Genomic DNA, 12,550 nt, shown 5'->3' with positions numbered 1-12,550 from the left:
GCGGCAGTTGCCTTGTCGACAAATTGGTCAGCTCTGCTGTTCCTGCTGCTTGCGCCAGCGAATGCCGGCCTCGAGGAAACCGTCGATCTCGCCGTTGAAGACGGCCTCGGGGTTGCCGACCTCGAAGTCGGTCCGCAGGTCCTTGACCATCTGGTACGGGTGCAGGACGTACGAACGCATCTGGTTGCCCCAGGAGTTGCCGCCGTCACCCTTGAGGGCGTCCATCTTGGCCTGCTCCTCCTGACGGCGCCGCTCGAGCAGCTTGGCCTGGAGGACGGCCATGGCGGTGGCCTTGTTCTGGATCTGGGAGCGCTCGTTCTGGCAGGAGACGACGATGCCGGTGGGGAGGTGGGTGATCCGCACGGCGGAGTCGGTGGTGTTGACGCCCTGGCCGCCGGGGCCGGAGGAGCGGTAGACGTCGATACGGAGCTCGGACTCGTCGATGTCGACGTGGTCGGACTGCTCGACGACGGGCAGGATCTCCACGCCCGCGAAGGAGGTCTGGCGGCGGCCCTGGTTGTCGAAGGGCGAGATGCGCACGAGGCGGTGGGTGCCCTGCTCGACGGAGAGGGTGCCGTAGGCGTAGGGCGCCTGGACGGCGAAGGTGGTCGACTTGATGCCGGCCTCTTCGGCGTACGAGGTCTCGTAGATCTCGGTCTTGTAGCCGCGCGCTTCCGCCCAGCGCAGGTACATGCGCTGGAGTCGCTCGGCGAAGTCGGCCGCGTCGACGCCGCCGGCCTCTGCGCGGATGTTGACGAGCGCCTCGCGGGAGTCGTACTCGCCGGAGAGGAGGGTGCGGACCTCCATCTCGTCGAGCGCCTTCTTGACGGCGACGAGCTCGGACTCGGCCTCGGCACGCGTGTCCGGGTCGTCCTCGGCCTCGGCGAGCTCGAAGAGCACACCGAGGTCGTCGATCCTGCCGCGGAGCGCCTCCGCCTTCCTGACCTCGGCCTGGAGGTGGGAGAGCCGGCTGGTGATCTTCTGCGCCTCGTCCGGGTTGTCCCACAGGGACGGCGCGGCCGCCTGCTCCTCGAGCACGGCGATGTCTGCCCTCATCTTGTCCAGGTCGAGGACGGCCTCGATCGACTCCATGGTGGAGGAGAGGGACTTCAGCTCTTCGGATACATCGACGACTGCCACACCCCCAGCGTAACGGCTCCGCCAACCGGGCCGCCCCGCCCACCACCCGGGACCCCGTCGGACGGGCCCGCGCAGGCAGAGGGCCTGCGGCCCGTCCCGGCCCTACGGGGAGGTGGAGTGGGAGTCGGCCGGCGGCGGGGAGTGGTCGCCCTCGGAGGTGGCCCACCAGGCGCCCGCGCCCAGGGCGGCCACCAGGACGGCGCCGGCGATGCCCAGCGTCACCCGGCGGCGGCGCGCGGCGGCGCGGTGACGGGCCGAGCCGGGGCGCGGGGCGCCCGAGGCCCGCGGCGCCCGGGCCGTCCCCAGCGCGCCGCCCGCCAGCTCGTCAGGCGCCGGCACCCTCATCGACGTATGGGTGTCCCTGTTGGAGTCGGGCCGGGCACCCGGGACCAGCGGTACCGCTCCCCGCCGCCGCGCCCGCTCCCCGCCCGGCGCCTGAGCCTCCGCCGCGGTCTCCGCCGGCGGCTCCTCCACCGGGTCGGTGTCCGGCTCGTCCACGTCCAGCGGCGGCATCCCCACGAGCATCGGCAGCAGCTCCCGCAGCCGCGCCGCCAGCTCGGAGGCGCGCAGCCGCGAGGCCGGCGCCTTGGCCAGGCACTGCACGATCAGCTGCCACAGTTCGTCGGGGATGCCGGGCAGCGGCACCACCGTCTCCGTGACGTGCCGGCGCAGCACCGCGCCCGGATGCCCCCCGCCGAAGGGGGTGAAGCCCGCGAGGAGCTCGTAGAGCACCGTCGCCAGCGCGTAGATGTCCACCGCCGCCCGCGGGGGCAGCCCCTCCACGATCTCCGGGGCCAGGTAGTCCGGCGTGCCGATGATCTTCGTGGCGCGCGTCCGCTTGGGCGAGTCGATGAGCTTGGCCACGCCGAAGTCGGTCAGCAGCGCGGGGTGCGCCCCGCCGGGGCCGAGCGGTCCCTGCATGTCCAGCAGGACGTTCTCGGGCTTGACGTCCCGGTGCACGACCCCCGCCGCGTGCGCCGCCGCCAGCCCGTCCGCCACGTCGGCCGCGATGGCCACCGCCGCCTCGGGCGCCAGCCGGCGCTCCCGTTCCAGCCGGGTGCGCAGGTCGGTGCCGCGGACCAGGTCCATGACGAGGGCGAGGTCGTTGCCGTCGACCACGAGATCCCGTACGGAGACCACGTTCGGGTGCTCGAGGCCGAGCAGCGCGGTGCGCTCCTGCACGAAGCGGCCCACGAGCTCCTGGTCGGACGCCAGGTCCTCGCGCAGCAGCTTGATGGCGACGGGCCCGTCAGGCCCCTCGCCGAGCCACACCGTGCCGGCGCTGCCCCGCCCCAGGATCTGGTGGGCGGTGTACCGGCTGCCGATCTTCCGTGCCAAGACTGCTCCTACAGACGCGTGTTGCCGACAAAACTACGCGTCCGACGAGCCAACCTTCACCGCGGAGACGGAAATCACCCGCTGGGTGTCGACAAATACCCAAACTCGCGTCCGGCGACGCGCTCGGCGGCCCGCCCGCGTCCCGCCCGGCGGCAGGCGCTCATTTGCCCTGTACGACGCTCCCGATGTGCTTGAGCCACCCGGAGACCTTGTCGATCCCGTGCGTCAGCTCACCCCAGTAGCTCCGGCCGGTGCCGATCCAGTCCCGCAGCGGGCTCAGCTCCCACACCAGCCAGCCCGCCACGACCAGGATGACGATCGTGAACAGGCACCCCTTGAGGCAGCCGAGCCCGGGGATCTTCATCGGGTTGGCGCTGCGCTGCCGCGGCGGCCTCGGCTCGCGCGCGGGCCGCTGGGGCTCGGGCGCGGGAGGCGGGGCGTAGCGCTGGGGCTGCCGGGCCTGGCGCGGCTGCTGGGGCTGCGGCGGGGCGTACTGCTGCGGCTGTTGCTGCTGCGCGTAGCCGTAACCGCCCTGCGGCTGGGGCGCCTGCCGGTGCGGCTGGGGCTGCGGCCGCGCGACCTGCCGCTGCGGGCGGCGGCGCAGCGGGTCCTCGCCCGGGTCGAGGTACTGGACCTGCGTCTGCTCGTTGCGGTCCCGGGCGGCGCGCAGCTGGGTCTGCCAGGGGTGCGGCTGCTCGGGCTGCCCGTCCGGCTCTCCCTGGGGGCCGCCGCCGGGCTGCCCCGGGGGCATCGGCGGCATCATGCGCGTGGGATCGGCCGCGGCGTGGTGCGGCAGCACCGTGGTGGGGTCGGCCGCCCCCGGCGCGCTCCCGGGTCCGCCGGTGTGCGGCAGGAAGCTGGTCGCGGCGTTCGGGTCGTACGACGCCGCGCCCTGCGGCAGCACCTGCGTCGGGTCGGCGGCGCCGGGCATGTCCGGAGCGGGCACGGTCGCGGGCGCCGGGTCGGGGGCGAGCAGGGCGCCGACGCCCTCCGCGGCGGCGATCTGCGCGGCGTTCGCGTGCACGCCGACGCCCTCGGCGACGACGCGCAGCCCGCGCGCGAGGTTCTCGGCGCTGGGCCGCTGGTCGGGGTTCTTGCGCAGGCAGCGCTCTATGACCGTCCACAGCGGGTCGGGCACGGTGGACGGGCGGCGCGGCTCGGCGCTCAGGTGCTGGTGCAGGACCTCGAGGGCCGACCCGCCGGAGAACGGCGGGCGCCCGGTGACCAGCTCGTACAGCAGGATCCCGGCGCCGTAGATGTCGACGGCGGAGGTCTGCGGGCGGCCCTCGGCGGACTCGGGCGCGATGTACGCGGGCGTGCCGACGAACTCGTGGGTGCGGGTGAGGCCGGGCGAGTCGGCCAGCCGGGCGATGCCGAAGTCGGTCAGCATCGGGTGCATCTGCCCGCCGGCCTGCTGGAGCAGCACGTTGGCGGGCTTGAGGTCCCGGTGGACGACCCCGTCGGCGTGGCTGGCGGCGAGCGCGTCGGCGATCTGGGCGGTGACCAGGGCGGCGGCGACCGGGGTGAAGGGGCCGTTCTCCCGCAGGTAGCGGTGCAGGTCGGGGCCGTCGACGAGGTCCATGACCAGGGCGAGCAGATCACCCTCGACGACCAGGTCGCGCACCCGGACGATGTTCGGATGGGTCAGCCGGAGCAGCACGGAGCGCTCCCGCAGGAAACGCATCACGACGTCCGCGTCGCTCGCCAGTTCCTCCTTGAGGACCTTGATGGCGACGGTCTCCCCGGGCTGACCGGGCACGGCCGCCTCGGCGCCCGCCGTCTCCCGCTGGCGGGCTCGCCAGACGGTCCCGGTGGCGCCGCGTCCGAGCGGCTCCTCCAGGAGGTACTTGCTGCCTACCGGCCGCACGTCATGCGCTCCCTGATCGCTTGCTTTCCTGGTCCCCCGCGCCCTCCGGGGCCTTGAGCGGGTGTTCCGACCCACTGTAGTGCCGCCCTGTTCGCTACCGGGCGGTCGTGATACTGCGCTCGCGTCCTCACGAGGCGACTTACGCGCGGGATGCCGTACATGTTCGACGGGAAGACGCTCGGCTCGGGTCGGTTGGTTGCCAGAGGCGGACGTGACCGATCTCAAGCGGGCCCCATCCGGACAGTCGCGGGTCACTGGACAGGCACTTTTGCGGGCAGAGCCGACCAATCAAGATCACTTGGCCGCGGGCGGCGGGCGCGGTGTCAGTGGCAGGTGCGAGGATGCCTCCAGTACTGGCCGACGTGCTCGTGCGGCGGTGGGGGCAGTCCGCGGTGGGGGACCGCGGGGCGGCTTCGCCCCTGCCGTTCGCGGGCGCCCGCGCAGAAGGGACCGCTGACGGCGATGCAGATCCGGCTGACCGTCGTAGACCCGCTGGGCCATTCCTCCGACGCGCGGCGCCGCGCCGCGAGCCGCGACGTGCTGGTCACGGCGCCCGCGGGCACGGCCCTGGCCGCGGTGGCGTCGGCGCTGGCCGCCGCGGCGGCCGGGGACGGCGCGGCGGCGGCCGGCGGCGGCCGTGAGCGGGCCGGGACCGAGCGGGGCGGCCGGGAGCGGCCGGCGTCCGAGCGCGGCGGCCGCGAGCCCGGCGCGGGCCCGGTCGTGCTGTACGCGGGCGCGGAGCGCCTCGACGCCCAGCGCTGCACTCTCGGCGAGCCCCCGCTGCTGGACGGCGCGGTGCTGTCCCTGGGCGCCCCGGCCGAGCCCGAGCCGCACCCCGAGCTCGACGACGCCCCCGCCCAGCTGCACGTGGTGGCGGGCCCGGACGCGGGCGGCGTCCATCTGCTGCACGGCGGGCAGATCACCGTGGGCCGCTCCGCCGACGCCGACGTCCCGCTCGACGACCCCGACGTCTCCCGCGTCCACTGCGCGGTCACGGTCGCCCCGGACGGCCGCGTCTCGGTGGCCGACCTCGGCTCCACCAACGGCACCGTGCTGGACGGCCGGCCGGTCGGGCCCCACCCCCTGCGTTTCGCCCCGGGCGCGCTGCTGCGCATCGGCGAGTCCTTCCTGCGCCTGACCCCGGCCGCCGGACCCGGCGCGCGGCTGCGCACGGCGCCGGACGGCGAGGGTCACGCGCGGGTGCCCTCCGGGACCGGCGACGCCACGGCGTACCCGGGCCCGGCACCCGCTTCGGCGGCGGGCCCCCTCGGCGCCCAGCCGACCCACCTCTCCTACGGCTCGGCGGCCTGGGGCGCCTCCGGTGACGCGGCGGGTACGAGCGGGCACGCGCCCGGCCGGTCCCCCGCGGTGCCCGCGCAGGGCGGTGCGCCGCGCATCGAGGGCCGCGACGGGGACGCGTACGGCGGGGGAACCCACGCGGGCCGCTCCGGGGTGGCCGGCCACCCCGGAGCCTTCGCCGCCGCGGAAGCCCTGGGGGCCCAGGACGCCCCGGACACCCTGGAGGTCCCGGACGCCCCGGAGGTCCCGTACGACGCCTCGCCGGGTGCGGCGGGTGCGGCACCTCCGTACGGCCATGCGAGCGACCCCGCCGACGCGGGCGGCCGCAAGGGAACGCCGCTGCGCGGGACCGACGTCCCGCCGGGCCTGCGCCGGCGCGGCGGTCTCGGCGCCTGGGCGCGCAGGCTGGCCGGCGGCCGCGCCGACCAGCAGACGGCCCGACCGGAGCCGTACGGGACGACCGGGGCGGCGCACGGGGCGGCACAGGAGACGGCGGACGCGTCCGTGCGGTACGCCAACGCCGCCCAGATGCCGGAGACCTGGCCGGACCCGGCAGCGCTGCTGCTGACCGCCCTCGGCCCCGGCCCCCGGCTGTGGGAGCGCGGTCCCGGCCACCCCGAGACGCTCACGGTCCGGCTCGGCACCGCCGACCGCCCCGCCCCGGACGGCTCGGGACTGCTGCCCGCCGTCCCGGTGACGGCGAACCTGCGCGAGGTGGGCGCCCTGGGCCTGGCCGGTCCGCGCGCCCGCCTGTCCGGGCTGGCGCGGGCGGTGCTGGCGCAGCTCACCGCGCTGCACTCCCCCGACACGCTCGAGGTGGTCCTGCTGTGCGCGGACCGCGCCCGGCCGCTCCAGGAGCGCACCGCCGAGTGGTCCTGGCTGGGCTGGCTCCCGCACACCCGCCCGGTCCACGGCCAGGACTGCCGGCTCCTCCTGGCCTACGACCGCGAGCAGGCCACCGCGCGCACCGACGAGCTCCTGCGCCGCCTGGAGGACCAGGCGGGGGAGACAGCCCCCGCACCGGACCCCGCGCCCGCCGGCGTCCGCCGGCCCTCCTGGGCCCGCGACGACGACGCGGCACACGCGCGGGGCTTCGCCGGGCCGTACACCGTGCTCGTCGTGGACGGCGACCCGGGCGGCGCGGACGTACGGGAGGCGGTGGCGCGGCTGGCGCAGGAGGGACCGCGGGCCGGGATACACGTGGTGTGCCTCGCCGAGGCGGTGCCCGCCTCACCGGCGTCCCCGGTGACGGAGACGTACGAGACGGCGTGCGCCGCGTCGCCGGTGTTCCGCGAGTGCGGCGCGGTGGCACTGCTCAGCGGGGACGTGGCGACGGCGCTGCGGCTGATGCGCGTGGCGCGCACGGGGCCGGCCGACGCCGCGGCCGCCCCCGTGGGGCCCGGCACCGTCGCCGTGGTCGACGCGGTGTCCCCCGCGTGGGCCGAGCGGTTCGCGCGGGCGCTGGCGCCGCTGCGCACGGACGCGGTCGCCGGTGACCGGCCCGCGCGGGTGTCGGCGCCGCTGCCGCTGTCGGCGCGGCTGCTGGACGAGCTGGGGCTGGCCCGGGCCACCCCGGCGTCGCTCCAGGCCCGCTGGGCGGACGCGGCCGACGACACGGTGGCCCTCGGCGGGCGTGCCTGGGCGATACTCGGGGCCGGTTTGCGCGGCCCGGTCTGCGCGGACCTGGTGGCCGACGGCCCGCACCTGCTGGTCGAGGGACCGGCGGGCAGCGGGCGTACGGAGCTGCTGCGGTCCGTGGTGGCGTCGCTGGCCGCCGCCGAGCGCCCCGACCGCCTCGGCATCGTCCTGCTCGACGGCCGGGACGGCACCGCGGCGGCCGGCGGGCACGGCGAGGGCCTGCGGGTGTGCACGGACGTGCCGCACGTGACCACCCACCTCACCGCCAGCGACCCGGTCCGCATGCGGGAGTTCGCCCAGTCGCTGAGCGCCGAGCTGAAGCGCCGGGCCGAGCTGCTCGGTCGCGCCGGCTTCGCCGAGTGGCACGCCCGGCGCGAGGTGTCCGGCCGTATCGTCGCCCAGCGCACACCACCGGGCCGGGGCCCTTCCGCCACCCGGACGACCGGCCTCGCCTCGGCGGGCCCCGCGGCGACCGGACCGGGTGCGGCAGGACCCGGCACCGCCGGTTTCGAAACGGCCGGACCCGGAACGGCCGGTCCCGACCTGACTGGCCCCCGCCCGGACCGCGCCGAGGGCGCGGGCACGGGCATGGGCACGGGCGCGAGTGGCGCGAGTCGTACGGGCGGTGCCGGCGGTACGGCCCCCGGCACGGGAGCCGCCGATCTCGACGCCCCGCCCAGCTCCACCCTGCGCCTGCGCCCCGCGGCGGCCCGCGCCCGCGCCGAGGCGGCGACCGCGCCGCCGCTGCCCCGGCTGGTCGTGGTCGTCGACGACCTGGACGCCCTGGTCTCCCCCGCGCTCGGTTCGCCGGGGCGGCCCGCGGCCGGGTCCGTCATACGCGCGCTGGAGGCGGTGGCCCGCGAGGGCGAGCGGCTCGGCGTCCACCTGGTGGCGGCCACCACGCCCGGCGGCCGTACGGCCGAGACGGAACCGGCCCGGCGGGCCGCGCTGCGGGTCACCCTGGAGGCGCCCGCCGCCGGTCCGGACGAGCCGGCGCCCGGACGCGGCCGGCTGACCCGCGCGGACGGCCGGACGACCGCCTTCCAGGGCGGCCGCGTCACGGGCCGCATCCCCCGTACGGCGACCCAGCGCCCCACGGTCGTCCCGCTGGAGTGGGACCGGATGGGCGACCCGCCCGCCCGGCGCTCGGTGCGGGAGCTGGGCAACGGGCCGACGGACCTGGCCCTGCTCGCCAGCGCCCTGGAGCGGGCGGCGAGGGAGGTGTCGGCGGCGCGGGTCCCCTCGCTGATCTGATCCCTCGTGCGCCTGCGTGGCCCCTGACATCTCGCCTGCGTGGCCCCGGACATTTCGCCTCCGTGGCCCCTGACATGGAGTCACGACGTGGTCACGATCGCCCGCTTGACACTGTGGGCGCTCTTGCCGACTTCCGGACCCCGGCGTAGACCAGAGCGCACGGGACAGCGCTCGACGTTCGACGAGGAATACGAAGAACGGGGCAGTGATGCGCAGCACGAGCAGCACCATCCGGACACAGACGGCCACGAGGAGCACCGCCGGCAGAGCCGCGAGGACGGCGGCGGTGGTCGCCGCGGGAGCACTGGCTCTCTCCCTCACCGCGTGCGGCGGCTCGGACAACAAGAAGAGCGGCGGCGACAGCAGCAGCAGCGGCGCCCCCGCGACCGGCGCCACCGTCACCCTCCCCAAACTGGACGGCACGACCCTGGAGGTCGCCGCCGTCTGGACCGGCGCCGAGCAGGCCAACTTCAAAAAGGTCCTCGCCGAGTTCACCAAGCGGACCGGCGCCAAGGTCACCTTCGTGCCCGCCCAGGACCCGATCGTCAACTTCCTGGGCTCGAAGATCGCGGGCGGCCAGCCGCCGGACGTGGCGCTGCTCCCGCAGCCGGGGGCCATCAAGCAGGCCGTGGACAAGAAGTGGGCCAAACCCCTCGGCGCCGAGGCCGTGGCGCAGCTGACCAAGAACTACTCGCAGGGCTGGCAGGACATCGGCAAGGTGGACGGCAAGCAGTACGGCGCCTATTACAAGGCTGCCAACAAGTCGCTCATCTGGTACAACGCGAAGGTCTTCGAGAACGCGGGCGCGGCCGAGCCCAAGACGTGGAAGGACCTGCTGTCCACCGCGCAGAAGGTCTACGACTCCGGGGTGACCCCGTTCTCCGTGGGCGGCGCCGACGGCTGGACGCTCACCGACTGGTTCGAGAACGTCTATCTCTCCCAGGCGGGCCCGGAGAAGTACGACCAGCTGGCCCAGCACAAGATCAAGTGGACGGACCCGTCCGTCAAGCAGGCCCTGACGACCCTCGCGCAGGTGTGGTCCAAGAAGGACTACATCGCGGGCGGCCCGAGCGGCGCGCTCCAGACGGAGTTCCCGGCCTCGGTCACCCAGACCTTCACCGGAGGCGACCAGCCGAAGGCGGGCATGGTCTTCGAGGGCGACTTCGCCCAGGTCAACATCGGTGAGACCAAGGCCAAGGTGGGCACGGACGCGAAGGTGTTCCCGTTCCCGGCCGTGGGCTCGACCGCGCCCGTGGTCTCCGGCGGCGACGCGGCGGTGATCCTGAAGGACTCCAAGGCGGCGCAGGCGCTGGTCACCTTCCTCGCCTCCTCGGACGCGGCGACGATCCAGGCCAGGCTCGGCGGCTATCTCTCGCCGAACAAGAACGTGCCGAACTCGGCGTATCCGAACGAGGTGCAGCGCAAGATCGCGCAGGCGCTGATCGAGTCGGGCGACCACTTCCGCTTCGACATGTCCGACCAGGCCCCGCAGGCCTTCGGCGGCACCCCCGGCAAGGGTGAGTGGAAGGACCTCCAGGACTTCCTGAAGAACCCCTCGGACGTCGCGGGCACCCAGGCGAAGCTGGAGAAGGACGCGGCGGCGGCCTACGGCAGCGGGAGCTGACCGCGATGACGTCGGCATCGGCGGAGGGCGTCGCCAGGACACCGGCGACGCCCTCCGCCCCCCGCAGCCGCAAGAGCGTGACCGGCACCCGCAGGACGGTCGCGGCCCTGTTCCTGCTGCCCGCGCTGGTGCTGCTCGGCGCGCTCGTGGTCTACCCGATCGGGTACTCGGTCTTCCGCAGCTTCTACAACGCCTCCGGCGACGCATTCGCCGGGATCGACAACTACAAGGCCCTGTTCACCGACGACGGCATCCGCACCGCGCTGAAGAACAACATCATCTGGGTGGTGTTCGCCCCGGCGGTGGCCACCGCGCTCGGCCTGATCTTCGCGGTGCTGACCGAGCGGGTGCGCTGGGGAACGGCGTTCAAGCTGGTCGTCTTCATGCCGATGGCGATCTCGATGCTGGCGGCCGGGATCATCTTCCGCCTGGTCTACGACCAGGACCCGGACAGGGGCGTCGCCAACGCGGTGTGGGTGGGCGTCCACGACACCTTCGCGCAGTCGTCGGCGTTCCCCAAGGCGCACCCGGGCCGGAACTCGCCGCTCAAGCCGGACCAGGGCGGCTTCCTGACCACCAGCCCGGTCCACACCGGCCAGTGGGTGGCCCTGCCGCTGGTCGGCGTCGCCCCCGACCAGATGCCCAGCAGCGCCAAGCAGGCCGTGCGGGCCAAGACCGAGCCGGGCAGGATCACCGGCACCACCTGGCAGGACTTCACGCGCGGCAAGGGCGTCGGCAGGCTCGGCGCGGTCGACCCGTCGGAGCTGGGCTACGCCGGGATGCGCGTCGAGGCGGTGAAGGACGGCAAGGTGGTGGCCTCCGCCAAGGCCGCCGACGACGGCACCTTCACCCTGCCCGCGAGCGCGGACGGCGCCCTGCTGAGGCTTCCGGCGAGCAACTTCAAGGAGCCCTACAACGGGGTCGACTGGCTGGGCCCGTCGCTGGTCACGCCCGCCATCATCGGGGCGTACGTGTGGATGTGGGCCGGGTTCGCGATGGTGCTGATCGCGGCGGGGCTCGCCGGTGTGCCCAGGGAGCTGCTGGAGGCGGCCCGGGTGGACGGCGCGAGCGAGTGGCAGGTGTTCCGCCGGGTCACGGTGCCGCTGCTGGCGCCGGTGCTCGCGGTCGTCGCCGTCACCCTGATGATCAACGTTCTGAAGATCTTCGACCTCGTCTACATCATCGCCCCCGGCTCCTCGCAGGACGACGCGAACGTGCTGGCGCTGGAGCTGTACCGCAAGGGCTTCTCGGAGGGGCAGCCGGGCATCGCCAGCGCCATCGCGGTGTTCCTGCTGCTGCTGGTGATCCCGGTGATGCTGTTCAACATGCGCCGGCTGCGGCGGGAGGTGCGGCGATGACGGCGGACGCATCGGCTGCGGCGAAGGTGACGCCCGCCCGACCGGCCCGGGCCCGGCCCTCCCTCGGCTCGCGGCTGGCGGACGCCGTCAGCGGCGGGCTGGTCCGGGTGTTCCTGATCCTGATGGGCCTGTTCTGGCTGGTGCCGACGATCGGGCTGCTGCTGTCCTCGCTGCGCTCGCCGGAGGACATGAGCGGCAGCGGCTGGTGGACGGTGTTCGCCAAGCCCGCGCAGCTCACCTTCACCAGCTACCAGAAGCTCCTGGAGAACGGGGACATCACCGGTTCCCTGCTGAACACGGTCCTGATCACCGTTCCCGCGACCGTCCTGGTGGTCGTGGTCGGCTCGCTCGCGGGCTACGCCTTCGCGTGGATGGAGTTCCCGGGCCGCGACTGGTGGTTCCTGATCGTGGTGAGCCTGCTGGTCGTGCCGGTGCAGGTGGCGCTCATCCCGATCGCCGAACTCTTCGGCAAGATCGGCCTGTTCGGGACGATCTTCGGGGTGATCCTGTTCCATACGGGCTTCGGCCTGCCCTTCGCGGTGTTCCTGCTGCGGAACTTCTTCGCGGAGATCCCCCGCGAACTGCTGGAGGCGGCCCGGCTGGACGGCGCGGGCGAACTGCGGCTGTTCACACGGGTGGTGCTGCCGCTCGGTGGCCCCGCGATCGCGAGCCTGGGCATCTTCCAGTTCCTGTGGGTGTGGAACGACATGCTGGTCGCGTTGGTGTTCACCAAGTCCGGGACGCAGCCGATCACGGTGGCGCTCCAGACGCAGGTGCGCCAGTTCGGCAACAACATCGACGTACTGGCGCCGGGCGCATTCATCTCGATGGTGATCCCGCTGGCCGTGTTCTTCGCCTTCCAGCGGCAGTTCGTCTCCGGCGTGATGGCGGGCGCGGTGAAGTAGCCGCGCGGGCACGAGACATCGGGGGCGGTCCGGAAACGGCCCGCCCCCTTTCCGCTGCCCGGCCGGTGTCCCCCACATGCCGGAGGGAAACCGTAACCGATTCACTCCTTCGGACGTTCCAGGGACG

At 74.4% G+C, this 12,550-nt stretch carries 7 protein-coding genes; 4 read left to right on the top strand and 3 right to left on the bottom strand.

The window, feature by feature from the left end:
* Positions 1-27: 27 nt before the first annotated feature.
* From prfB to IE217_RS14435, 3 genes are all read right to left on the bottom strand, one after another.
* Positions 28-1,140 carry a peptide chain release factor 2 gene (gene prfB, locus IE217_RS14445; protein WP_190178260.1) on the bottom strand — a complete coding sequence of 371 codons (1,113 nt, stop codon included), beginning with the start codon at positions 1,138-1,140 and terminating at the stop codon, positions 28-30.
* A 102-nt stretch (positions 1,141-1,242) separates the two neighbouring features.
* The gene (locus IE217_RS14440) at positions 1,243-2,478 is read right to left on the bottom strand and encodes a serine/threonine-protein kinase (protein WP_190178259.1); all 1,236 of its coding nucleotides are present in this window, start codon (positions 2,476-2,478) and stop codon (positions 1,243-1,245) included.
* 160 nt (positions 2,479-2,638) lie between these two features.
* A complete protein-coding gene (locus IE217_RS14435; RefSeq protein WP_190178258.1) occupies positions 2,639-4,345 on the bottom strand; it encodes a serine/threonine-protein kinase in 1,707 nt (568 codons plus the stop codon).
* Positions 4,346-4,807: 462 nt separating this feature from the next.
* Between IE217_RS14435 and IE217_RS14430 the strand changes: the two genes are divergently transcribed.
* The 4 genes from IE217_RS14430 (at position 4,808) to IE217_RS14415 (ending at position 12,423) form a co-directional block, all read left to right on the top strand.
* Entirely contained in the window at positions 4,808-8,536 is a 3,729-nt protein-coding gene (locus IE217_RS14430) for an FHA domain-containing protein (RefSeq protein WP_190178257.1), read from the top strand.
* A 208-nt stretch (positions 8,537-8,744) separates the two neighbouring features.
* Positions 8,745-10,160: an ABC transporter substrate-binding protein gene (locus IE217_RS14425; protein ID WP_190178256.1), complete on the top strand. Its 1,416-nt coding sequence runs from the start codon at positions 8,745-8,747 to the stop codon at positions 10,158-10,160.
* Positions 10,161-10,165: 5 nt separating this feature from the next.
* Positions 10,166-11,518, top strand: a complete 1,353-nt coding sequence (locus IE217_RS14420; RefSeq protein ID WP_190178255.1) for a carbohydrate ABC transporter permease — start codon at positions 10,166-10,168, stop codon at positions 11,516-11,518.
* Positions 11,515-12,423: a carbohydrate ABC transporter permease gene (locus IE217_RS14415; protein WP_190178254.1), complete on the top strand. Its 909-nt coding sequence runs from the start codon at positions 11,515-11,517 to the stop codon at positions 12,421-12,423. Before IE217_RS14420 ends, IE217_RS14415 begins: the two co-directional genes overlap by 4 nt.
* Positions 12,424-12,550 lie beyond the last annotated feature (127 nt).

The sequence above is a fragment of the Streptomyces naganishii JCM 4654 genome (assembly GCF_014650575.1).
Taxonomy (GTDB): Bacteria; Actinomycetota; Actinomycetes; order Streptomycetales; family Streptomycetaceae; genus Streptomyces; species Streptomyces naganishii.
This window is presented reverse-complemented; position numbering and strand designations above follow the sequence as displayed.